20 protein-coding genes are annotated in these 22639 nt (G+C 55.0%); 9 read left to right on the forward strand and 11 right to left on the reverse strand.

The annotated features are described in order from the left end of the window. Nucleotides 1–2 precede the first annotated feature (2 nt). The 4 genes from KRAC_RS14190 to KRAC_RS14205 form a co-directional block, all read right to left on the reverse strand. Entirely contained in the window at nucleotides 3–1202 is a 1200-nt protein-coding gene (locus tag KRAC_RS14190) for a thiolase family protein (RefSeq protein WP_007908053.1), read from the reverse strand. Between the two features lie 129 nt (nucleotides 1203–1331). After that, nucleotides 1332–1736, reverse strand: a complete 405-nt coding sequence (locus KRAC_RS14195) for a MaoC family dehydratase (RefSeq protein ID WP_007908054.1) — start codon at nucleotides 1734–1736, stop codon at nucleotides 1332–1334. Nucleotides 1737–2010: 274 nt separating this feature from the next. Continuing rightward, on the reverse strand, nucleotides 2011–3801 hold the full coding sequence (locus KRAC_RS14200; RefSeq protein ID WP_007908055.1) for an acyl-CoA dehydrogenase family protein: 1791 nt from the start codon (nucleotides 3799–3801) through the stop codon (nucleotides 2011–2013). Nucleotides 3802–3847: 46 nt separating this feature from the next. Then, on the reverse strand, nucleotides 3848–5635 hold the full coding sequence (locus KRAC_RS14205; protein WP_007908056.1) for a long-chain-fatty-acid--CoA ligase: 1788 nt from the start codon (nucleotides 5633–5635) through the stop codon (nucleotides 3848–3850). A gap of 214 nt (nucleotides 5636–5849) precedes the next feature. On the opposite strand from KRAC_RS14205, the gene KRAC_RS14210 reads away from it, so the two are divergent. The 4 genes from KRAC_RS14210 to KRAC_RS14225 all read left to right on the forward strand — a co-directional run bounded on the left by KRAC_RS14210 (nucleotide 5850) and on the right by KRAC_RS14225 (nucleotide 10005). Further along, on the forward strand, nucleotides 5850–6647 hold the full coding sequence (locus tag KRAC_RS14210; protein ID WP_007908057.1) for an MmyB family transcriptional regulator: 798 nt from the start codon (nucleotides 5850–5852) through the stop codon (nucleotides 6645–6647). 31 nt (nucleotides 6648–6678) lie between these two features. After that, complete coding sequence (locus KRAC_RS14215; protein WP_040442524.1) at nucleotides 6679–7563, forward strand: alpha/beta fold hydrolase; 885 nt, start codon at nucleotides 6679–6681, stop codon at nucleotides 7561–7563. Between the two features lie 232 nt (nucleotides 7564–7795). Beyond that, nucleotides 7796–8545, forward strand: a complete 750-nt coding sequence (locus KRAC_RS14220; RefSeq protein WP_007908059.1) for a sugar phosphate isomerase/epimerase family protein — start codon at nucleotides 7796–7798, stop codon at nucleotides 8543–8545. A 173-nt stretch (nucleotides 8546–8718) separates the two neighbouring features. After that, nucleotides 8719–10005: a M48 family metallopeptidase gene (locus KRAC_RS14225; RefSeq protein ID WP_007908060.1), complete on the forward strand. Its 1287-nt coding sequence runs from the start codon at nucleotides 8719–8721 to the stop codon at nucleotides 10003–10005. On the opposite strand, the gene KRAC_RS65870 is transcribed toward KRAC_RS14225, so the two are convergent. Then, a complete protein-coding gene (locus tag KRAC_RS65870; protein WP_157506440.1) occupies nucleotides 9894–10964 on the reverse strand; it encodes an LLM class flavin-dependent oxidoreductase in 1071 nt (356 codons plus the stop codon). The two genes, KRAC_RS14225 and KRAC_RS65870, sit on opposite strands and share 112 nt — an antisense overlap. Before the next feature lie 215 nt (nucleotides 10965–11179). Between KRAC_RS65870 and KRAC_RS14240 the strand changes: the two genes are divergently transcribed. Together KRAC_RS14240 and KRAC_RS14245 are read left to right on the forward strand one after the other, a co-directional pair. Next, the gene (locus KRAC_RS14240; protein WP_007908062.1) at nucleotides 11180–11635 is read left to right on the forward strand and encodes an NUDIX hydrolase; all 456 of its coding nucleotides are present in this window, start codon (nucleotides 11180–11182) and stop codon (nucleotides 11633–11635) included. Between the two features lie 104 nt (nucleotides 11636–11739). Next, nucleotides 11740–11952 carry a GNAT family N-acetyltransferase gene (locus tag KRAC_RS14245; protein WP_211221275.1) on the forward strand — a complete coding sequence of 71 codons (213 nt, stop codon included), beginning with the start codon at nucleotides 11740–11742 and terminating at the stop codon, nucleotides 11950–11952. 81 nt (nucleotides 11953–12033) lie between these two features. On the opposite strand, the gene KRAC_RS14250 is transcribed toward KRAC_RS14245, so the two are convergent. Next, entirely contained in the window at nucleotides 12034–12627 is a 594-nt protein-coding gene (locus tag KRAC_RS14250; protein WP_007908063.1) for a YIP1 family protein, read from the reverse strand. 413 nt (nucleotides 12628–13040) lie between these two features. Here KRAC_RS14250 and msrA point away from each other — a divergent pair, with 413 nt between their 5' ends. Continuing rightward, nucleotides 13041–13523, forward strand: coding sequence for a peptide-methionine (S)-S-oxide reductase MsrA (gene msrA / locus KRAC_RS14255; RefSeq protein ID WP_007908065.1), 483 nt, complete (start codon nucleotides 13041–13043; stop codon nucleotides 13521–13523). Between the two features lie 115 nt (nucleotides 13524–13638). Here the strand turns inward: msrA and larC are convergent, their stop codons facing one another. The 4 genes from larC to KRAC_RS14275 all read right to left on the reverse strand — a co-directional run bounded on the left by larC (nucleotide 13639) and on the right by KRAC_RS14275 (nucleotide 17792). Further along, the gene (gene larC / locus KRAC_RS14260) at nucleotides 13639–14412 is read right to left on the reverse strand and encodes a nickel pincer cofactor biosynthesis protein LarC (RefSeq protein WP_007908067.1); all 774 of its coding nucleotides are present in this window, start codon (nucleotides 14410–14412) and stop codon (nucleotides 13639–13641) included. A 212-nt stretch (nucleotides 14413–14624) separates the two neighbouring features. After that, nucleotides 14625–15896, reverse strand: coding sequence for a cation:proton antiporter (locus tag KRAC_RS14265; RefSeq protein ID WP_169460887.1), 1272 nt, complete (start codon nucleotides 15894–15896; stop codon nucleotides 14625–14627). A 262-nt stretch (nucleotides 15897–16158) separates the two neighbouring features. Then, entirely contained in the window at nucleotides 16159–16947 is a 789-nt protein-coding gene (locus KRAC_RS14270; protein WP_007908070.1) for a Stp1/IreP family PP2C-type Ser/Thr phosphatase, read from the reverse strand. A 296-nt stretch (nucleotides 16948–17243) separates the two neighbouring features. Then, nucleotides 17244–17792, reverse strand: coding sequence for a hypothetical protein (locus KRAC_RS14275; protein WP_007908071.1), 549 nt, complete (start codon nucleotides 17790–17792; stop codon nucleotides 17244–17246). A 277-nt stretch (nucleotides 17793–18069) separates the two neighbouring features. On the opposite strand from KRAC_RS14275, the gene KRAC_RS14280 reads away from it, so the two are divergent. Together KRAC_RS14280 and KRAC_RS14285 are read left to right on the forward strand one after the other, a co-directional pair. Then, nucleotides 18070–18996 carry a phosphate ABC transporter substrate-binding protein gene (locus tag KRAC_RS14280; protein ID WP_007908073.1) on the forward strand — a complete coding sequence of 309 codons (927 nt, stop codon included), beginning with the start codon at nucleotides 18070–18072 and terminating at the stop codon, nucleotides 18994–18996. Nucleotides 18997–19571: 575 nt separating this feature from the next. Next, a complete protein-coding gene (locus KRAC_RS14285; protein WP_007908075.1) occupies nucleotides 19572–20489 on the forward strand; it encodes an EamA family transporter in 918 nt (305 codons plus the stop codon). Between the two features lie 104 nt (nucleotides 20490–20593). On the opposite strand, the gene KRAC_RS14290 is transcribed toward KRAC_RS14285, so the two are convergent. After that, a complete protein-coding gene (locus tag KRAC_RS14290; RefSeq protein ID WP_040442531.1) occupies nucleotides 20594–22591 on the reverse strand; it encodes a HAMP domain-containing protein in 1998 nt (665 codons plus the stop codon). Nucleotides 22592–22639: the final 48 nt, after the last annotated feature.

Raw genomic sequence — 22639 nt, forward strand, 5'->3', positions numbered from 1 at the left:
GACTATGAAATCCTCTCGATCAAGGTAGCAACGCCCTGGCCACCGCCGACGCACAGCGTGGCAATACCCAGCGTCTTATCCAGAGTCTGTAGATCATTCACCAGGGTGGCAATCAAGCGAGCACCGCTACAACCCAGGGGATGTCCCAGGGCAATCGCGCCACCGTGGGGATTCAGCTTCTCCTCATCATCAAGACCCAGTTCGCGGATCACGGCCAGGTTCTGCACTGCGAAGGCCTCGTTCAGCTCGAAGACATCGATATCGCTCAGTTGTAGACCCGAGCGCTGGAGGACTTTGCGCACCGCGGAGACGGGACCGATGCCCATGATGTCCGGGCGCACGCCGGAGACAGCCATGGTGCGAATGCGGGCCAGAGGCGTAATCCCCTGCTCACGCGCCTTCTCCTCGGACATGATCACAACAGCGGAGGCACCATCATTGAGCGGGCTGGAGTTGCCAGCGGTCACGGTACCACCTTTGATAAAGGCTGGCTCCAGACTGGCGAGCCTCTCAAGCGAGGTATCTCGGCGTGGTCCCTCGTCGATCTCCATCACGCGCCCATCGGGCAGGGGCACGGGTACGATCTCGCGCTTGAAGATGCCCTTCTCAGTCGCCACAATGGCGCGCTGGTGGCTGCGCAGTGCGAAGGCATCCTGTGCCTCGCGGCTGATATTATGCAGGCGCGCCAGGTTCTCGGCGGTAATCCCCATGGGCATATAGCTGGCATAGCCATACTCAAGCTCACAGGGCGGGAGATACGACTCGGCCTTTTCGCCCTCACGCAGCGGGACCAGGCGTGGATTAAAGCTGGGGTTAAAGCCGCCCATAGGCACACGCGACATGTTCTCAACGCCGCCTGCGATAATCACATCTCCCAGGCCAAGCATAATGCTCTGCGCGGCCATGTTCACTGCTTGCAGGCTGGAGGCACAGAAACGGTTGACGGTCACACCGCCCGCGGTCTCGGGCAGGTCAGCGAGCGCGCCCACGATACGCGCCAGGTTCATGCCCTGCTCCCCCTCGGGGAAGGCACAGCCAAGGATCAGGTCTTCGATTAGCGAGCGATCCAGGTTCGGCACACGCTCAACGGCGGCTTTGACCGCCAGGGCGGCGAGGTCATCGGCACGTACACCTTTTAGCACGCCTTTATTCGCGCGCCCAATAGGAGTGCGTACAGCACTCACGATCACGGCTTCTGTCATATCTCTACTCCTTTGTGAGAGTGAATAGTCTTTTTTAATCCATTAATGGTTTAAAAAGTAAGGGGAGGATAATTTTGTGGGAACACCCCACACCCCAGCAGGAGGGTTCCCCTCCTGCACCTCCCTTTATTAATCACACGGCACGCATGTCTCTTCTGGCTCTGGCTCGCGTACAACTCCCTGCGTCTCGCCGGCCAGGACACGCTTGCCATGCTGATTGAAGCAGGTGAAGATGGAAGTCATGTGCGTCCGCCCGGCCTGCTGCTCAAGCTGGGTTACTGTGACGATACAACGGACGGTATCCCCAGCATAGACGGGGCGTAGAAAATCAAAGTTGAGCGAACGCGCGATATAGTTCAGGTCCCCACCAAGTTTGGTGGGAAGTGTCGCGGTAAGCAATCCATGCACCATGACACGTCCTTGCTCATCGGGGAGGATATGATGCGCACCCTTGTCGCCTGAGAGGTGAGCAAAGAGCCGCACCTCATCCAGGGTAAATGTACGCTCCCAAGACTTCGTATCTCCAACCTGCATAGCAAAACTCCTCTTCGTATTGTGGCAGTACGCGATAGAGGTGCTACAACTTCCTGGTTTAGCTCAAGAGGGGGGCACTAATCCCTCGTTGAGGATAAAAAGAGAGAACAGGACGTGGGGGAGGAGTGACTCCCCCCACATCCCACAACCAGGAGCTAAGAATGTAGGGTATTTGCTTGTGATCGCTACTTAAACGGAAACCAACCCCCATTCGGGGGCACGGCGCCACTGTCGTGGCTAGCGCTCCGCGCTCAGGGTTTCCGATAGGTAGATCCTAGAGGGAGAAGGGGTAGCCCTGCTTCTCAACTACGATAGAGGCGATCTCTCGCTGGAGCGCAACGCCGTTGATCGCATAGTCGCCCACATAGGTACGCACACGCTCCAGAACTTTGGCGACGCGTCCCTCGTCAATGTAGGACATCAAGAGTTGATCCAGGTTGGCACGGATGCGGGTAAAGGCCAGCCAGGAGGCGAGTTGCGCCAGTTTGACATGGGTCGCGCTCTCGGCATCACCACGACGCACGGACTGGATGGCACGCGCCAGGGCGCTGTCGACCGCGTACAGATCGATCAGCAGGTTCGCCAGGTACTCGATAAACTCCTGCTCCTGCTCAAGGGCCTGCATATACTTCATGGCCACGTTGACGGCAGCATAGATGGTGGCATCCTTCGAGCGCTCAAGAGTGTTAACGGCCTCGCGCAGTTCGGCAGGCACATTCTCATCGGCACCATTCGACGGCTCGTTGGCCTTGATGCGCCCCTCAACCTGGGGATAGATGGTCATCAAACTGACCTGACCCTTCATCGCGCGGCGGAAGAGCGTCCCCGAGGCCACCATGCGGTTAATCTCATTCGTACCTTCAAAGATACGCTGGATACGCGCGTCGCGATAGGCCTTCTCGATGGGGTACTCCTTCATGAAGCCGTAGCCACCGAAGATCTGTACGCCCTCGTCGACCACCATAGCCAGGACCTCGCTACCGTGTACCTTGGCCAGGGAGGCCTCGATGGCATAATCCTCAACGGCTTTGAAGATGGCATCTGTGTTGTCGCCACCACTATGCTGCGCGTTGGAGATGTTGGCGGCGGTGCGGAAGACCTCGCTCTCAGCGGCATAGGTCTCGGCGGCCATACGCGCCAGCTTCTTCTTGATCATGCCGAACTCATGCAGGAATTTGCCGAAGGCCTTGCGCTCATTGGTATAGGTCGCGGCCAGCTTTAAGGCGTTGCGCGCTCCACCAACGGTACCGGCACCCAGTTTGAGGCGGCCGATGTTGAGAATGTTAAAGGCGATCTTGTAGCCCTTATGGATCTCGCCCAACAGATTCTCGGTAGGCACCTTGACATCCTGGAGGATCAACTGGCGTGTCGAGGAGCCTTTGATACCCATCTTGTTCTCTTCGGGTCCAGTAGTGACACCCGGCCAGTTGGCCTCAACAATAAAGGCGGAGGGGCGCTCATTGCCAATGCGAGCAAAGACCACGAAGACATCGGCGAAACCGGCATTCGAGATCCACTGCTTGGTGCCGTTGAGGATATAGTACTTGCCATCCTCGGAGAGTTCGGCGCGCGTGCCCAGGCCCATGGCGTCAGAACCAACGCCCGGCTCAGTCAGAGCATAGGCGGCGATCCATTCGCCGGTCGCCAGCTTGGGCAGGTAGGCCTGCTTCTGCTCCTCGGTACCGTAGTAGACGATAGGGAGCGAACCAATGGTGGTATGCGCGCCAAAGGCCACGCTAAAGGAGGCCTCCTTCTGCTGCGAGGCAACCAGGACACTGGTCAGCAGGCCCAGTTCCGCGCCACCGTAGGCCTCGGGGATTTCAATCATCAGCAAGCCCTGCTCGCCAGCTTTCTTCAGCAGGGAGGGCATAACGCCCGGTTCCTGGCTCTCGATGGCGTCGAGTTTGGGCAAGACTTCGCGCTCGACGAAGGTCACGCTGGACTCTTCGAACATGCGCTGATCTTCGTCACGCTGCTCCGGGGTAAATATTCTATCCGCGCTCTCGCTGACTGGAGTCGTCAAAAAGGCTGTTCCAGCTTCAGTTGGCTTCATAGTTGTCGACATAGGTTCCCTTTCTCCTTTGGAGTAGAAGTCAAACGCATCTATGCGGCTATGCTTGTTTTTCAACACGAAGTTCGCGCCGAAGGACCTTGCCGACAAGTGTTTTCGGCAGATTTTTGCGGAACTCCACAACCTTAGGCACTTTATAAGCGGTTAATTCTTCTTTACAGAAAGCGATAATTTGCTGGCGAGTTTCTTCAGAGGGCGCGACGCCGGGCTTGAGCACGATAAAGGCTCCCACTGTCTCGCCACGATACTCGTGGGGGACAGCGGTGACGGCGGCCTCAGCAACCAGGGGATGGCGGAAGAGCACCTCCTCGACCTCGCGCGGATAGACGTTAAAGCCGCTGGCAAGGATCAGATCCTTGGCCCGGTCAACCACGTAGAAGAAGCCATCTTCATCCATGCGGCCAATATCGCCCGTGCGCATCCAGCCGTTGCGGAAGATATCCGTGGTCTCCTCTGACCGATTCCAGTAACCCTGCATAATATTGGGACCCTTGACCACGATCTCGCCAATCTCGTTGACGGGAAGCAGTTCGCTGGTGGCGATGTTCATGATCGCAGCCTCGATCTCGGGGAGGGGAAGGCCAATGCTGCCACCACGCCTATTATCATTCAGTGGGTTACAATGCGTCACGGGCGCGGCCTCGCTCAGACCATACCCCTCGACCAGCTTGGCCCTGGTCGCGGACTCAAAATCCGCCTGTACTTTGGCTGGCAAAGGAGCCGCGCCACTGATACAATATTGGATAGAGCTAAGGTATTCGGGATTCTTGCCCGCCTCGCGCAAAATCGCGATATACATCGTCGGAATCCCCGGAAAGAGCGTTGGGCGCGTCCGCCGAATTGTATCCAGGACCTCATCGGGCTTGAAACGAGGGATAAGGACCATCGTTGCCGCGATCAGAATAGAAAGGTTCATGCCGACCGTCAGACCATAGGCATGGAAGAAGGGAGCGGCACACAGCGTAATTTCCTGGGCATCGCGAGCCATAGTTGTCCAATAGCGCGTCTGCATGGCATTGGCTATCAGGTTGCGGTGCGTAAGCATCGCGCCCTTGGAGAGACCAGTCGTGCCACCTGTATATTGCAGGAGGGCCAGGTCGTCGCCCTTCGCCGCTTCGGGCAGGCTAAACAACTCAATGCCGCCACGCGTGGCATGTGACTCTAACATGGCGCTCATCACATGTAGCGACTCATCGCCGCGCCGCTCTTTTTCAGATAAGAGCGGACCCGACTTATTCGTGCCACGATGGCTCAGAGGATAAAGTGTGCGCAAGACGGCTGGCAAGTAATCCGAGGGACTGGTTAAAATAACATGCTCAAGCGCCGTTTCCTTGCGTATCTCGCGTACAACAGGATAATAATCATCGAGCATAATCAGGACGCGCGCGCCAGAATCGGCCATCTGATGACGCATCTCATGCGCTGTATACAGTGGATTGGTAGGAACGACAACCGCGCCCGCACGCAATGCCCCGAAGAAGGCAATCGGGTACTGAGGAATGTTCGGCAATGCGATGGCCACACGGTCGCCCTTGTGAATACCTAGCTTCTGTAAGCTAATCGCAAAGCGATTGGCCAGGTGCGAGAGCTGAGCATAGGTCAGCTTGGCACCAAAGTAGCTGATAGCACAGGCGCTTGGGTAGCGACTGGCAGTCGTGTCGAGCAGAGACGTTACAGCACGATCAGGAATATCAAGAAGAGCAGGAACACCTTCCGGGTAGTGACGTATCCATGGTCGCTCCCGGAGAAGTTCTTCGCGTCCATCACTGGTAAGAGTAGAGAAACGCTGCTGCTCTGGGGTGTTGTTGATTAAAGATGGGTCAGACATTCAGCCAAAGCTCCTCTCCATAGGGGGACATCATCCATGCGACGCTCTGAGCGACCACTCTGTCGCGGCTATAAGTACCAACAACCCATTTCTCCTTTCTCTAATTATATGGCGCGTATAGAGTAATAGCCACGTTGCCAGCTAACAAATTTTTGGGCATAATAGAGTATAGCTAACGAAAAAGGGATTATCATAGAGAGAGTAAAGGCCAGGGATGATACATAGCAAAACATTTACTTTTCCACAACTGATCACCCATTTACGCCAGACACGAGGCATGTCCCAGGGGCAGCTCGCCCAGGCCACACGCCTCTCCCGCACCTATATCTATCACCTGGAGACAGGGCAGCGCGCCAATCCCTCGCCGCATGTCGTGCAACTTCTCGCCAGGGCCTTTGAACTTGTAAGCGACGAACGGCAGGAGCTCTACGATGCCTATACGCGCCTGACAGGGCACTATATCAGCCAAGAACCCGAAGAGGCCCTCCTTGAATTAGGAGACCTGGCAAGCCTGCTGGTACAAAATACCTCCTATCCCGCGCACGCCCTCAATCGCCTCTGGTACCTACACGCCTGGAATGAGGCCTCCCTACAACTATTTGAGATTTCCGAGGAGCGCTCTCAGCAAAAGAATCTGCATTTACTGGAGTTTGTATTTGATCCCGAGATGCGCCGGCGCTTGCATGGATGGGAGAACCTGGCTCGTCGCCTGGTTAGCGACTTTCAGTACAACGCCAGCACCAGCACCCATCTCCCAGAATACAAGGCCCTGCGCAAACGCCTGCGCGAACTTCCAGAGTTTAGACGCATCGCCAATTCGTCCTATTCGCAGGGGAAACCCGTCCCCTCATTCGTGTTCCAGGTACAGCATAGTACACTGGGAAGACTGACTCTACGCACAGCAACCACCGTTTTTACTGGTATCGCAAACTACTCCATGGTCAGCTATGTACCCGGCGATCAGCAAACACTGCGCATTTACCGCGAACAGGGATGGCAACCACAATCGTAAAACTTCGTTTCACCTGGAAAGAGAGATGTCTATGCCAACAGCCAGCATACACAACGCAGACCTTTTTTACAAAGAAAAGGGTGTCGGGCTCCCCATCCTGCTGATTCATGCCAATGGGGCCAACGCAGACCTCTGGGGAAGTACCTTTGAACGCCTGGCGACACGCAACCGTATTATCGCCTATGATCGCCGGGGCTTTAGCCGCTCCAGGCAGTCACCCGTAAGCAACCTCCATCAACATGCCGAGGATGCCGCCACGCTGCTCCAGCAGTTGCGCGCCACGCCAGCGACTATTGTTGGCGCAGACACGGGCGCGATTATCGCCCTCGACCTGGCGTTACATCATCCAGAATTGGTCGCGTCCCTCGTCCTCTGCGAAGCCACCTTTCACCTGCGCAAGCAAAAGGCCGTGACCGCCTTCCTGGATAATGTCCGCCTACGCTATCTCCAGAAAACAAAGGGCCTACGGGCCGCAGCCGAGGCATATTATCACGATCTCTTAGAGGAAAAATCCGGCGAGAGTGGCTTTACACACCTCTCACCGGAATGGCGCGAGGTGCTACTTACCAACGCGGAGGCGGCTCTACAGGAGAACGCGGCGGGAACAGGTGAGTATATACATACGCATGAACTCACACAGATCAAGCAGCCAGTCACCTGCCTGGTAAGTACGCGTAGCCAGCCGTTCTTCCGCGAGGCTGCACAGAAGCTCGCTAGTGCCCTGCCGCAAACACGCAACCGCATCATTACAGCGGCGGGACACTATATGCATCTCGATCAACCCAATCAATTTTTGCATGAAATCACGGAGGCCCTGCCAGATAAGCTCACGCTGACCCCTGTCGGAAAATCTAACGAGCGCGCACGACAGAACCATAAAGCCTCACACAATTCCACTGTTTCAAGGCAGCCATAGATAGGTGAGCAAACGCCACAGGTGATATACTGAAGTATCTTCATCGGCGTAACAGGACATTGTAGGGGCCATGCTGGCATGGCCTATCACCACGAGTCAGGGTGCTCTGCCTGCGGAAGGAGTCCAAGCCAGCTTGGACCCTACAATTTGCCAGCGGCACTACTTATTGCCAATGAGGGTAGAAATTCAAGACTGTGGATACATCAAGTAACAACACTCTAAGGGAGAATACATGTCTATGCAAGTAGGGCTTCAGCTTTACACCGTACGCGATCAGACAGCGCAGGATTTCAAAGGGACGATTCGCAAGGTCGCGCAGCTAGGCTACCAGGGCGTCGAATTCGCAGGCTATGGCGGTCTGAGCGCAGAAGAACTGCGTGGCCTGCTCCAGGAGACTGGACTCAAAGTGGCTGGCAGCCATGTAGGGTACCATCTCTTACAGGCCGACAGCGCACGCGAGATCGAGTACTGCCGCCAGATTGGTTGCCCTTATTTGATCGTTCCCTACATGTCGCGTGAGGACCTCAACGACACGGAACGTCTGCTCGCCTTCGCCAAGCAGATGAACGAGTATGGGAAACGCTGCCACGAGGCGGGAATCACGCTCGCCTATCACAACCACAACCACGAGTTTGAGAAGCTAAACGGCAGCTACTTGCTGGATATCCTGGCCGAGAATACAGATCCTGAGCTGGTCAAACTCGAACTGGATACCTACTGGGTCGCGTTTGCCGGTGTCGATCCCAAGGCCTATCTCCAACAGCATGCCGGGCGTGTACCCCTGGTACACCTCAAAGACATGACGGCGGAGCGCACCTTCGCGGAAGTGGGCGATGGCACACTGGACATCCTGGGCTACTACACCACCGCCAAAGAGGTTGGCGCGGCCTGGTATATCGTTGAGAACGACGCTCCAACCATTCCTTCACTGGAAAGTGCTGAGCGTTCCTTTGGCAACCTGGCCAAACTTACCCAACGCTAGTCATTAGTTCCATCAATAGGTGGAAGAGATACAACCCCTGGCAGGAGATCCCCCCTGCCAGGCCCTTGCTACAATAGAAGTGTCAGGGCGAACGCCTCCCAGCATGGCTGGCACAGGCAAGCAATGTAGAAAATAATGAGTGCGGCAGCTTCACGTGGTAGGAGTACGGTAGTATGGAGATCGATAAGGAAAGACAAAAGAAAGCTCGCGCATATGCACGCAAGCGACGGCATGTCACACTCATCAATATGGGGGGGGTGTCTGCTGGCCTGCTTATCATACTCATTACGCGATGGGATGCGGGATTACGCGACCTGGTGCGGGCCGGGACGCGCATAGGCTGGGTCTCCCATACCCTCCCATTCCTCCAGTGGCAACCCCTGGCGGGCTGGTATCCCTGGCAGATTCTGCTCTACTTCCTGGCAATCATACTCTTCTATCAACTGCTTGCCACACCCGCGCTGGTCTATGGCAGCTTTATCCTGCCGCGTCGCTATGGCATCTCTATCCAGACCCTAAGCGGCTGGATCAGCGATGTAGGAAAAAACTTTGTGCTCAATCTGGGACTTGAGGCGGCGGCCATCTCCCTCATCTATGGCCTGCTTGCGCTCCAACCCCAGTGGTGGTGGCTCTGGACAGCCCTGGCCATGCTCTTCTTCTCCGTGGTTATGGCTAATCTCGCGCCCATCTTGATCTTTCCCCTCTTCTACAAATTCAAGCCACTGCCAGCAGGCAAGCTGACAGAACGCTTGATCAAGCTGGCTGCCAGCGCTGATACACGCGTCCAGGGCGTCTTCACCATGCAGATGAGCAATAAGACCACGGCCACCAACGCGGCTCTAATGGGCCTGGGCAATACACGCCGCATCGTCCTGGGCGATACCATGACCGACAGATATTCGGAGGATGAGATCGAGGTCGTGCTGGCCCATGAGCTAGGACACCATGTCCATCACGACATCTGGAAGATGATCGTCAGCCAATCGATCCTGACCCTGGGTGGACTCTACCTCGCCAACCTGGCACTCCACCAGGCGGTGGAACAACAAGGGCATTACCAGTCCCTCACGGACCCGGCAACGCTGCCCTTCTTCTTCCTGCTAACAGCGCTCTTTAGCCTGATCGTGATGCCCGTAGGCAACATCTACAGCCGTCATATGGAGTACCAGGCCGACGAGTACGCGCTCCAGATGACGCAGAAGGTCGATGCCTTCAAAAGCGCCATGCGCAGGCTCGCGAACCAGAATCTCACCGAGATCTCGCCCTCTCCGCTTGTGGAGTTCCTCTTCCATTCGCACCCCTCCGTCAAGCGGAGACTGCAACACGCGGATACGTTCGCCGAGAAGCGCTATTCCTCGCTTAAGGCATCCCTCAACATGCCCAGGAGGGTCGCGGTCTCATCAAGCGAGCCGCCGGGCATCGTCAATAACGGCTCATCCACGCCCAGGTCGGCCCACTGATCCAGTCTGGCGACAACCTCCCGTGGCGTTCCTACAATGGAGACGGCATCGAGCATACGCGGGCTAACCGCTTCGATGGCCGTCTTCATGCCTTTCTCCCAGCCAGCCAGCACGGCCTGGACATCTTCCGTGTAACCATGGCGCGAGAGCATCTGCGCATAGTAGACCCCCATCTTGCCGATATAGTAGGCCAGGGGCGAGGCAGCGGCGCGACGCGCGCTCAGGATCTGCTGCTCGCTGGCACCCTCTGGCAGAAGGGCGGTCGTGATATAGGGAGCGATAGCCACGCTATGCGCGGGGCGACCCGCCTGTTGTGAACTCTCATCCAGTTGCGCACGCATCTCGCCAAACTTCTCCACCGGCCAGTACACGGGCAGAATGCCATCCCCGATCTCACCCGTCTGCGAAATGTTCTTGGGTCCCATGGCCGCGATATAGATCGGGATATCGGCGCGCAAAGGCGTGAAGCGCAGCTTAAAACCTCGCTCAAGTTGAAAAAACTCACCGGTGTAGGCTAATTTCTCGCCCCGTAGGATCATGCGGATAATGTCCACATACTCATGCGTGCGCTTGAGCGGTTTCTCAAACTTGACGCCATGCCAGTGCTCAATAACGTTCGCGCCCGAGGGACCCAGACCCAGCAGGGCACGCCCACCCGAGCGCTCGTCCAGGGTCGCGATAGTGCTGGCAATCAGCGCGGGCGTGCGCGAATAGATATTCGCGATTCCAGCGCCCACTTTAATGCGCTTTGTGGCCCGCAGCAGGTCGCCCATTGAGGTAAAGAGTTCATAACCCCAGGACTCGCCCAGCCAGACCGAGTCGAAGCCCAGTTCATCGGCCAGGCGTACCTTCTCGACAATCTCGTTCCAGGCCCCTGGAAAATTAGGAGAGTCGGCCACGATGCCGATACGCGAGCGATAGGCTCTACGCGAGGTAGGAGAAGAGTGTGTGTCAGACATAGCTCGCACATCTATCCTTTCAAATAAACTACCAGTAACGAAATACTTCTCTCTGCATGGTAACATATTTCCACGTTGAAAACGTGTCAGCCAGAAAACACCTTCGTACCTGATAAGGGGCCGTCTCTCTCCATTCCACGCAGCTAAGGTGGTATACTTTGCATAATCTAACAGGCTCTACCACACGCCCGGATAAATAGAGAGAGCAAGTATACATGAGCTACATACAGGCCATACGCGAGCTAGTGGGAACCAGGCCGCTTATTCTACCAGGGGCAGTTGTCATTGTACTTAACTCAGAGAAAGAAATCCTTCTGCAAGAGCGCAGAGAGCCACAGGATACCTGGGGATTACCAGGAGGCTTAATGGAACCAGGGGAATCTTTTGAGGAGACAGCCCGACGCGAGGTGCTGGAAGAAACAAGACTGGAGCTACACACCCTACATATGCAAGAGATTTTCTCAGGGCGCGACTACTATTTCCAATGCTCCAATGGGGACGAGGCCTTCGCGGTAACCGCCGTCTTCATCGCCCAGGCTTATAGCGGGCAACCTATGCCCGATATTCACGAAGGAGTTGCACTACGCTTCTTCGCACCCGATAAGCTACCCAGCAAGATGATTCACAGTCATCGGCAAGCCATAGAAAACTATCTCCACAATACACACTGATAGACACCAAATGCTGAGAAGTGGCACACACTAAAACTTCTACAATAATCAGCGAATGCGAATACGCACATAATAGAGAGGTAATTATACATGCTACATGCTACATGGCACAAAAAGCGCAACAATTCCTCTCCGCCTATCTGTTCGCGGCCTTCTCCATTATACGCGTCGAGGCCGTGACAGACATAACAAACCGCCCTGAGCAGCGTGCACTGGAGAAGGCTGGCTTCACACGCGAGGGCGTGATACGCAAAGCTCAATGGCGTAACGGCGCCTGGCACGACCAGGTCCTCTACAGCAAACTCCGCGGCGAATAGATTTTGGGTAGGGTCTGTGGCGCGTGCTGGACAGCCGCAGGCTGTCCAGCACGCGCCACAGACCCTACCCAGGCAAGCAGATTACAACACGATTCCCAGGAAGATCAATGTCCCTATAAGAGCCATGCTTACCACAAATGGCGTGACAGTGGCGGCAAGCGCGCGCCAGAGGTCCAGGTTGTGTACAGCCCGGATCATGATCACATAGAGCACGAAGCCATAGACATCCAGCAACCACACTAAGTGATCCCCGACGAAGGGGACGCGGGCCACAAAGAAGTAAATGACGGTCAAAGGGAGAGAGATGAGCAACGAGAGATAGCACTGTTGTACAAAGCTACCCTGCCCACGAAAGGCACGCGCCGTCAGGTAAGAAACATACTCTGTCAGGAAGAAGCCGCCAATGACAAAGACACAGGCGACCGAATAGAAGATTGGCGTCACCAGGCTAAACGATGGCTGCGAGAGCGCGATCGTCAGCGCGATAAAACACGCCAGAGCCAGGACCTGTACCAGGACCAGGGGTTCGCTGGCACGTGTTTTCTCCTCAGAAAAGACACGCAAACCAGGATTACGCAGGACACGCGCGTAGCGATTGAGCAACGTACGCGCCAGAGAGGAGAGGGTACCCGTCGATGTCAACGGGGGAACATCTTGAGAAGGCTGGCTGGACATAATAAAAGCGTGCTCCCTTCAAAATACGCATACATCAATATAATAGTGATAGACAGTGTTCATTAGGAAAAGAGATCCCTATAAGTTATACACGGAAAATCTCTTTTTGTCTGTGAAATAGCCAACATTGCTTGCAAATACAAGCTGAGTGCAACGTGTTCTTCTAAGAGACCTCTCGCCACTACGTGGCTAGCCGGGTCCTGGTTGTGTGTGCTGGTGTGGCTGGCTGCGCCAGCCACACCAGCACACACAACCAGGACCCTATATGAGGTATTGCAGGGGTAAGTAGACTTATCGCGAGTTTTATATGTGTGGCCTTTGCCGGGAACTAAAGGCCATGGGAGATTGTTCTAAAAGGTAGAAGTTTATAGCATATAGCATTTTCAGTTTTCTCTGAAAGGAGAATATACAATATGGCACAGTTAGAGAAAGCCACTTTTGGCGCGGGCTGTTTCTGGGGCGTTGAGGAGACCTTCCGTGGCACTAAGGGTGTGACCAGTACCGCCGTTGGCTACGAGGGGGGCTCCTACGCGAACCCAACCTATCGCGATGTCTGTACAGACCAGACCGGGCACGCTGAGGTCGTGGAGGTGGAGTACGATCCAGAACAGGTCCCCTACGACCAGCTCTTACAGGTCTTCTGGGAGAACCATAATCCGACCACGCTCAATCGTCAGGGTCCTGATGTCGGCACCCAGTACCGCTCGGCCATCTTCTATCACACTCCCGAGCAACAGAAGGAGGCGGAGGCCTCCAAGGAGCGTATGCAGGCCTCTGGTCACTACAAGCGCCCTATCGTGACCCAGGTCGTCCCCGCCACCACCTTCTACCGAGCGGAGGAATATCACCAGCGCTACCTGGCAAAGCGCGGCCTCTCACACTGCCACATTGAATAAAGCGGCAAAAAAAGAAAGATTGTAGGGTCCAAGCAAGCATGGACTCCGAGCGCAGCGATATCACCAGCAGCCAGGTATCGGCCTGCGGGCCTCGGAGTCCATGCCAGCATGGACCCTACAATTTGTGTGTATGCTCGTGGTGATGAGTATGAATATGGCTCTGGGGTTCATCCAGGAGTTCGCCGAGCCAGCAGCGCAAAACATTGGGGCGCTCCAGCTCGCGCTTGCCCAGGCCATAGCCGACGCGGCTCAGACGCAGGGAAGGGCGGCGGAACTCTGCCAGGGCGGCCAGGAGCGCGGCCCCGGTTGGCGTGACCAGTTCGGCAGGCGTCATATCTGGAGTGACGGGCGCACCGGCAGCAGACAACAGGTTTAGCACAGCAGGCGCGGGTAGGGGTAACCAGCCGTGCGCGGCTCGCGTCCAGCCTGCCCCCAGAGGCAAGGGGCTGGCAAAGACACGCTCTACACCCAGCAATTCAAGGCCCACTACCACACCTACGATATCGACAATCGCATCCAGCGCGCCGACCTCGTGAAAATGCACCTCTTCGGCGGGATAACCATGCACCTTGCCCTCCGCCTCTGCCAGCATGGTAAAGACATGCAGGCTCTGGCGCTTGACCCGCTCCGAAAGCGTGCTAGCCTCAATGATGGCGCGTACATCTGAGAGGTGGCGATGCTGCTCCTGCTCTGGAGCCGTCACCAGGGCACGCGTTCCCGCGATATAGCCACGTACCTCCTGGCGGCTGGCAATCTGCCAATCCGTGATCTGGAGCTTCGCCAGTTCGGCTCGCAGATCTTCAAGAGAGAGGCCCAGGCCCAGCAAGGCCCCAAGCGTCATATCGCCACTGATACCCGAGAAACAATCAAAGTAGATTACCTGAGACATGATAAAGCCTATCTATCTTTTATAGCAAAACCGTAACTAATCAGGCCCTCCCCTGTACGAGGTATTCTCAGCATCTACGATGCTTCGTCTGAGTCAGAGTGTGTGGTTGAGAGGCTGGCTTCGCCAGCCTCTCAACCACACACTCTGACTCAGACGAGCCACGAAGTGGCGAGAAGTCCTGAGTGCATACCAAAAGCCAAGAAAAATGCTCCTTAGTCGACCAGCTTGCGCGTGACAGAGGGAAGTTTCTTCAGGATGCTGCGCAGGCTGAGTCCCTGGCCCAGGAGCGTAAAGAGCACGACTGCATAGGTATCATAGATCAAAGCACTTCGATCCGGAACATTGAGCGGAAGCGCCAGGACGAGCGCGAGCGAGAGCGCGCCTCTTAGGCCACTCCAGAAGATGACAAAGCGCCAGGAGCGCAGGCGCAGGCCCGAAAATGGCGGGAAGCTGCTCGGAATCAAGAGCACCATGACCAGGCGCGAGACCAGGACCGAACATACCGCGAGGGCACACTTCAGTAGTAGCCCATACGCATCGGGAGAGGCAAAAAATTGGACCGGGTTGATCTGCGCCCCCACAAGCAAGAAGAGCAGGGCATTGACCAGGAAGGCGCTCATGGCCCAGAAATTATCCGTTACCTCCAGGGTTCGCTCAGAGAGGCCATGTGTACGCCCATAGCTTCCCAGCACCAGGCCAGCGCAAATCACCGCTAGAATCCCTGACATATGCATAAAATCAGCGATCAGATAGACACCATAGGCGGTAACAATCGTGATCGTAGTCTCAATCATAGGATCATCAATCAAACGCACACCACGCGTAACGATAAAACCACAGGCCAGACCCACGACAACGCTGCCACCTCCCTCCAGCAAGAAGGTAGATAGCCCCTGGCCCCAGGCCTGTGCTGGCTGCAAGTCCTGGCCATTGATTGAGAGCAGGACTAGCGCCAGAAATGTCTGATAGAGCGCCCCCGCGACGCCGTCATTGAAGAGGCTCTCGGCCTCGATAACCGTCGCGAGTTGCTCATTGACCGAGAGCTGGCGAAAGAGGCCGAGCACCGCAATCGGATCAGTAGGCGAGAGAATCGCAGCTAGCAAGAAGGCATTCAACCAGGTAAGGCCCGCGAAGGCGTGTAGCGGTACCGCGATTAACACCAGCGAGAGCAACAGACCAGGAAACGCCAGGAGAAAGATAACCTTCCAATTCTCGCGCAGGCGCTCAACCGAGAGCGCCCATGCCCCCTCGAAGAGCAGCGCAGGCAGAAAGACAAACAGCACCAGGTCAGGAGTCAACCGCACCTCGGGAGCCAGGTTAAAGACACCAATTAGCAACCCAACCACCACTAAACCCAATGTGTATGGGACAGTCAGACGACGCGTCACAAGAATTACTAGTAACGCAATCAACGCCAAAAAAACGACCTCACGCACGAGGCCAGCCAGATCTCCTTGTAGTAAAGCGGCAGTTACAATAGGCACAAATTGCACTCTCATGAAGCTCCACTATGAATCCAGGCAGGCAGAATAAATAGACGGTTTCATCATAGCACAACAAACAAGTTATTATACAGCGTATAAAATCCTTTTTGTTGAGTGATATGATGTCCCCTGGCAGCGTGTACCCGAAAAGAAAAAGGTGGGTATTACCCACGAATATGAGTAATACCCACCCCACCTAAATAAAGAAAGCACCAGAAAAAGGAAAAATGAAGGGAAATTATTCTGGTTCCCCCAGGCATTGCTATGCGCTGGTTTCTGGCTCCTGCACATTCTCCTCGGCCAGAGTGACACGCGCCACAATGGCGGTGATATTATCCAGCCCGCCATGCTCATTGGCCAGGGCGATCAATTGCTTCACGCCCTCTTCAGGCTCCTGCTGACGAAGAATCTGTGTGATCTCATCATCCTCAACCATACCCGAGAGGCCATCCGAACAGAGCAGCAAGATATCACCATTCTGTAGAGTCTCGATAAACATGTCGATCTCCACCCCTGGATCGATGCCCAGGCTACGCAGGATGACATTGCGCTGGGGATGTACCCGGGCCTGCCCCTCTGTAATCAGGCCAGCTCGCACCTGTTCCGCCACCCAGGAGTGATCGTCTGTCACCTGGCGCATGCTCTCTTCACGAAGCAAGTAGGCCCGACTATCACCAACATTCGCGACATAGGCGGTCGAATCCTGAATGACGCAGGCCACGCAGGTAGTTCCCATGTCGTTCCCCTCCTGGATGGCGCGCTTAAAAAGATCCAGGTTGGCCTGGCGAATCGCCCCTTTTAGAGCCTGGGCGATATTCGCGTCCTTGTTCTCATAATATAAGCGTTTGACCGCGTTAACCACCATATCACTGGCGACCTCGCCGCGCGCATGACCACCCAGGCCATCGGCGACGATAAGTAACGCGCCTCGCTCACGCAAGGTTTGTGCATCTTCAGGCAGTTCAACGAGCAAACTATCTTCATTCAACGAGCGTTTACGTCCTGTGTCGGTACCTTGAGCAACCGTGATGTGAAGCGAACGTTCCACCATAAAACACTCCTTTTCCAAACCCAATGCACGCTAATAATAGATAAAAACACTGGTTCGCACAAATGCGACACAGACAGCAGGCAATAGAAATAAGATAATGCATAAGATAGCTAGTAGAATGTTGTAACGATATACTGAGAGCGCCTTCTTGTCAAGAGGTAGCAGCGGCAATGACGGGCATGGTAACAGAACAATGGTTAAGAGGAGAAACTCTTCATGCCAAAAAGAGGGCTGACCTCACCTGGAGAGGTCAGCCCAGTCACAAACAGGGAGAGTAAGGAAGTCATCTTGCGAGTTTACTGCGCATTGACAGTAAAGGTATAAGGCATGATATACATGGCGCAGACACGCTCTTTGCCATTGCACAGCGCTCGTTTACTGAAGGTCAGCGTCGTATGGCCCGTTCCCTGAACACTGAAGCGCCAAACACAGACCTTGGCCCCCTGGTCCGCGAAGCCCGCCGTCATCTCCATCTGGAGCGGCCCCTCAGACTTTGTAGGTCCAGCCCAGCGACTACCAAAGGGCAGTTGTACCTCCATCACATCGCCTTTATGAACGGTGACTGTACTGTCCTGCTGCGTAGGCTTCACTGTTACAGTCGGGTTAGACGGGCGCGTCTCAAGGACGGCATCAGAGGGGCAACCATTTTCGGCCCCAAAGCCCTTGACGGTCTTCGTACTGCCATCGCCTGGATTACTATTGCCGCTGCCTGTCCCGCCCGTGCCACTACTCGTAGCCCCACATCCAGCCAGGAAGAGCAGCAGGAACAGCGAGAGCACAATGGTTATCAAAAAAGGCTTACGACGAAGAACCAGCAACGTATAGGCACTATTTTCAGTGGGCATAGGGTGTGCCTCCTGCTTTATTATAGATCGGGTATGCATAAACATACGCTCCTTTGGCTGTAAACTAAGACGCCATCATACCTGGCTTTTTTTGGTGCCTCCCAGGCACCGCTTTCCTCTTCCCTGCTCCGCCATCTTCATCACAGACAAAACGTCTCACCATGTGAAAAAGTTCCCGCTACCCAAAATATTACAGATTGTTAACTATGCCTTAAAAAAAAGGCAGGATAATGAAGGCTGAGTGATACTGCATTGATTTTGTCGAGGACTAGAAACATTGAAAAGTATATATTTACTACGCTCCAGTGGCCAAAAACGTCGTCTGGTCTCAAGCAAGAATCTGCTACGCCGGGCAGCCCTACTATGTTGCCTATTGCTCGGCACCTATGTGCTCACCAGTTGTAGCGCACCAGGCAGCCAGAGCCAGCCCATCACGGGAAAACTACGCGTCACCGGCTCTACAGCCCTGCTGCCCCTGGCACAGGAAGCGGGCAAATTATTCGAGCAACAATATCCAGGGACAAAGATTGAAGTCAGTGGTGGCGGAAGCGGACATGGACTCGATGCCGTTACTGCCCAACAAGCGGAGATAGGCAATTCAGATATTTACGCCAATCCCGCGATCTACCCTGATCCCAATCTTACCGATCATATTGTCTGCGTCACCCCCTTTGAGATGATCACCAATCCAGGTATTACCGTCCCCTCGCTCACTCAGCAACAGATTATTGATATTTTCTCAACTGGCAAGATCAATAACTGGAGCCAGCTAGGTGGCCCAGACCTCAAGATCACCCCTATCGTGCGCCCGAGCAACTCCGGCACACGCGCGACCTTCCGCAAATACATTCTAGGTGGCCGCGATGAAAAGGGTACCCTACTCACAACTGACTCCTCTACTACCGTCCGCGACACGGTCGCGAAGACGCCCGGAGCCATTGGCTATGTGGCCGCTTCATACGTGACAAACGCGATTCATACCGTAGAGATCGATAATCAGAAGGGTACCGTCAGCACGATCTCCTCAGGCAAGTACAACTTCTGGAGCTATGAGCACATGTACACGCTGGGCAGCGATGATGCCACACTGGAGGCCTTCCTGCAATTCATGCTTGGCTCAGATGTCCAGCAGAAGGCCCAGGAGATGGGCTACGTTCCCATCAACAGCATACAGACCCCAGGTGTAGCCAGCGTCTCCCCCTAAGCACCAATATAAGCTGACCCTATGTAATCTATTCAGGGTAGTGAGTGTGATGTGGCCTGGCTGCCAAAGGCAGCCAGGCCACATCACACTCACTACCCTGGCGAGCGCCGCAGGCGCGAGAAGTCAAGCCAGAAACGTGTATATAACGTCCTCTGCTGCCATTTGACAATGGCAACAGAGGACGCTACAATATTTCTCTGGTTAGACGATTTCTACAAAAGAACACGAGCCTCCCACCAGCCTAGCCGGGTGAGGCACGCACGCGTCTATTCTAGCGAATGGGAGAGTTGTACACGACTCTAGTAGCTTAACTATTGCAGTTACATCTCTTCAGGTTCTCCCCATTGAGCAAAACAAGACGTAGACCGACCATTCAGGCAATACATCTTCTGCTACGTACCTAACTAATACGGGTAAGCAATTACCGACGGTATCGGCTCAATCCAGCTAGTAGGCATTCCTGATGCTTTAGCCATTGAGAGCACTATCATCACATGTTATTGTGATTGTGCGCCGTGCCAGCGTGCCCAGACCCGGTTAGCGAGGAGGCGACATATGCAGGAGGTGTATCGGTTTTGAACAGATTTATAGCATCCCTTCTTGTCTTGCTGGCGGGAGCCTCATTCGGCATTCTCTCCACTGTAGTCAAGCTAGGCTATCACGCGGGCTTCTCCGTGGCAGAAATCACAAGCTCTCAGGTCCTCTTCGGCTGCCTGGGACTCTGGCTCTTAAGCCTTCCTTCACTCAAATATTTGCGCTACATCCGTAAGCTAACGCTTGGGCAGCTCCTGCTCAGCGGCCTCTTTCCCGGACTCACCGGCGTTTTTTACTATATGGCCTTACAGACCATCTCGGCCTCGCTTGGCGTCGTCTTGCTCTTCCAGTTTGTCTGGATGGGGTTGCTGGTCGATTGGATCTTACAGCGCAAGGCGCCTACGCTTAGTCGCTGGCTGGCCCTGGTCGCGGTCCTGATCGGCACTGTGCTGGCGGCCAACTACCAGGTTTTACTTACCTCGCACCTGGACCTCAAGGGCATCTGCCTGGGCCTGCTGGCAGCAGCCAGCTATACGGGAAACATTGTTATCAATGAGCACGTAGCACCCGAGGTTCCTCCAACGCTGCGTAGCACCCTCATTATGACGGGCGCACTCTTTATCACCCTTGTAATTTTTCCGCCACAGTTTCTCTTTACTAGCGCGCTTTCTCATGGACTCTGGTTCTGGGCTATCATTCTTGGCTGCTTTGGTGTCATTATCCCGCCGTTCCTCTTCGCGCGAGGAGTTCCCGTCGTTGGCGCAGGCGTCACAACCATTCTCGGGTCTATTGAGCTACCCGTGGTTATCATTATGTCTACGCTCATTCTCAAAGAGCGCGTGGAGCTTATCCAATGGGCAGGCGTTGCGCTCATTCTGCTGGGCATCACTCTGACTCAGCAAAGCAATTTACTCCAAAAAAGCTGGCGCAAACGCCTGGCACACAATATAAACAAGTAAGAGTAAGAATAGAGGATGTGGTTGTGGATCAGCAAAGCCGATCCACAACCACATCCTCTATTCTTACTCTTACCGAAGCCCCGCAGGTGCTGAGAGCGACGCTTTTAGCCCTGTGATGAATGCAGGCGGCGATCCGAACTTACGCTATACGCTCCTGGGCGGGCGCTGAAGCTGTACTCGGGCGAGGCTTGCGACAAAAGACGCTCGCCATCAGAGATGGGCCGGGCACGATAGCCAGCCTCATCATTGCCTTCAAGCTGGAAGGAGATCATATTGGCACGTATCTCCTGCGAGAGGGCATTGAGCTTACGCGCCATAGAGAGCACATCACCCACAAAGACGCTCCCTGAGCGGTACAACTCTTCACGCGTTTCCGCCGAAAGCGATCCACTTACACTTCCTTGCTTGCCCAACACCTGGGTCGCATTCGTCAACTTCGTTAATTCCTTCTCAACCTCTGTAAGATTTTGCGTCAGTTGCCATTGCGTCTGCTGCGCGTCACGGCACATACGCTGCGCCTGAGTTTCGAGGGTACGCAATTCTTGCAGGTACATAGAGGCTACGCCAGTTCCCAGCGCGCTCCCTCCTCGAACCGTCGAATCACGTGTAAGTCCCTTCTGTAAGCGATCCGTCACCTGGATAATCTGCTCATTCAAACTCTGCATGGCCAGGAGTCGCTTCTGCGCGCTCTCGTCAGAGAGATTGTGCAGGCGCTCACGCGTCTGCTTCAGCTGTGTTGCCACCGACTCCGCATCGGGTGAGGCAGCCTCCGCCTTCTCATTTCCCTGTAGATGCGCGGGTTTCAGTCGCGAGACGGGCTTGCCGCTCTCCAGCGTATTCAGGATGGAGAGGAAGTGTTCCGCGCGCTCAACTTCATAGCGCGAGGCGGAATCAAGTTGATCAATAACAGTCTGGATACGTGTGACGAAGCGGCGGAAGCGACCAACTGTGAAGTTAAAGGCATTGGCCAGCAGACCAATAGGATCGCTATTCACGTTGGTACTTACCCGCAGATCGCCCGCATTTACAACGCTCATGGTTGAGAAGAGGTGCTCAGCGGCGTTCGTCAAGGCCACGTTCTGGCGCTGGGTCTCCTCCAGCAACGCGACAATCGCATCCAACATGGCATTGGTCGAGGCCGAGACGCTACTAATCTCGTCACGCCCAACGACATCTACACGCGCCGAAATGTCGCCCCCTTCAACAGACTGTGTCACGCGCAACAATTGCTTCAAGCGCTGCACAATCGTACTGGAGATAAACCAGCCAACCAGGGCAATGGCAATAAAGGCCAGAATGGAGCCAATGATCGTCGTCAGGAGCTGCTGTTGCTCTTCAACACCCGCGGCAATATTAATGGAGTTGGAAAGGCGCTGGTTCAGCTGAATGAGCGCACGTAACGCGCTCAGCGCGTCACCATTCGTAGGCTCGGCCTGCACGCGCTCAAAATTGGCGGCCTCAGTCAGATTATGTGCATCGACACTGGAAAGGACCTGCTCCAACGAAGCCTTATACACGAGCCAGGTACGCTGCGCGCTAGCAGCCAGTGTCTCTTGCTGGTGCACCTGGCCGCCGTTACTGGCTTCTTCCAGCATAGCCACCTGCGTTGGATGTTTGCTTACCAGGTCCTGGCCTACATAGTTCTTGAGCGTCGTATCATAGCGTGTAATTAGGCCACGGAGCGCTGTCTCATCCTGCTTGATTGTCTCTTTGGAAGGAGAGGCAGCCCCAGAGTCACTGATCAACGTAGCCGTCTCAGTATTCATCAACTGCAAAAAGTTGGTGCCTGTCGTAAGAGAGGTATTGGTACGCAGGAGATCTTGATAGAACTCTGACTGGCGACCAAGGGATGCCGAGCGCTGCGCTCCTACCAGACCAGCCACCAGGGCCGCAATTACAGCAGCCAGGAGGAAGCCGATAGCCAGGCGTTGTCCAATCGGCATATCAAGGACGAGCGTACGTCTTCCGCGCATGCGTGAGCGAATATGAATAGTTGTATTTGAAGGTGTCTGAGACAGATTTGCGAGCGGTGTTCTGCTATTCCTGGCAAGTCCATCGGAAACAGGAGATATATTGCGTGCTTGAGGCCTGATCAAACTCATGGCCCTCAACCTTACCTTTCTACAAAGCCGTATCTGCATCCCCTAACC

This window comes from Ktedonobacter racemifer DSM 44963 (genome assembly GCF_000178855.1).
Lineage (GTDB): Bacteria > Chloroflexota > Ktedonobacteria > Ktedonobacterales > Ktedonobacteraceae > Ktedonobacter > Ktedonobacter racemifer.

Excerpts from the sequence above, each read along its gene's own strand:
- KRAC_RS14240 (WP_007908062.1), top strand. The coding sequence starts at position 11,180 with ATGAGCTACATACAGGCCATACGCGAGCTAGTGGGAACCAGGCCGCTT.
- KRAC_RS14225 (WP_007908060.1), top strand. The coding sequence starts at position 8,719 with ATGGAGATCGATAAGGAAAGACAAAAGAAAGCTCGCGCATATGCACGC.
- KRAC_RS14275 (WP_007908071.1), bottom strand. The coding sequence starts at position 17,792 with ATGCCCACTGAAAATAGTGCCTATACGTTGCTGGTTCTTCGTCGTAAG.
- KRAC_RS14210 (WP_007908057.1), top strand. The coding sequence starts at position 5,850 with ATGATACATAGCAAAACATTTACTTTTCCACAACTGATCACCCATTTA.
- KRAC_RS14205 (WP_007908056.1), bottom strand. The coding sequence starts at position 5,635 with ATGTCTGACCCATCTTTAATCAACAACACCCCAGAGCAGCAGCGTTTC.
- KRAC_RS14195 (WP_007908054.1), bottom strand. The coding sequence starts at position 1,736 with ATGCAGGTTGGAGATACGAAGTCTTGGGAGCGTACATTTACCCTGGAT.
- KRAC_RS14190 (WP_007908053.1), bottom strand. The coding sequence starts at position 1,202 with ATGACAGAAGCCGTGATCGTGAGTGCTGTACGCACTCCTATTGGGCGC.
- KRAC_RS14215 (WP_040442524.1), top strand. The coding sequence starts at position 6,679 with ATGCCAACAGCCAGCATACACAACGCAGACCTTTTTTACAAAGAAAAG.
- larC (WP_007908067.1), bottom strand. The coding sequence starts at position 14,412 with ATGTCTCAGGTAATCTACTTTGATTGTTTCTCGGGTATCAGTGGCGAT.
- KRAC_RS14220 (WP_007908059.1), top strand. The coding sequence starts at position 7,796 with ATGTCTATGCAAGTAGGGCTTCAGCTTTACACCGTACGCGATCAGACA.
- KRAC_RS14290 (WP_040442531.1), bottom strand. The coding sequence starts at position 22,591 with ATGAGTTTGATCAGGCCTCAAGCACGCAATATATCTCCTGTTTCCGAT.
- KRAC_RS14270 (WP_007908070.1), bottom strand. The coding sequence starts at position 16,947 with ATGGTGGAACGTTCGCTTCACATCACGGTTGCTCAAGGTACCGACACA.
- KRAC_RS14250 (WP_007908063.1), bottom strand. The coding sequence starts at position 12,627 with ATGTCCAGCCAGCCTTCTCAAGATGTTCCCCCGTTGACATCGACGGGT.
- KRAC_RS14200 (WP_007908055.1), bottom strand. The coding sequence starts at position 3,801 with ATGTCGACAACTATGAAGCCAACTGAAGCTGGAACAGCCTTTTTGACG.
- KRAC_RS65870 (WP_157506440.1), bottom strand. The coding sequence starts at position 10,964 with ATGTCTGACACACACTCTTCTCCTACCTCGCGTAGAGCCTATCGCTCG.
- msrA (WP_007908065.1), top strand. The coding sequence starts at position 13,041 with ATGGCACAGTTAGAGAAAGCCACTTTTGGCGCGGGCTGTTTCTGGGGC.
- KRAC_RS14245 (WP_211221275.1), top strand. The coding sequence starts at position 11,740 with ATGGCACAAAAAGCGCAACAATTCCTCTCCGCCTATCTGTTCGCGGCC.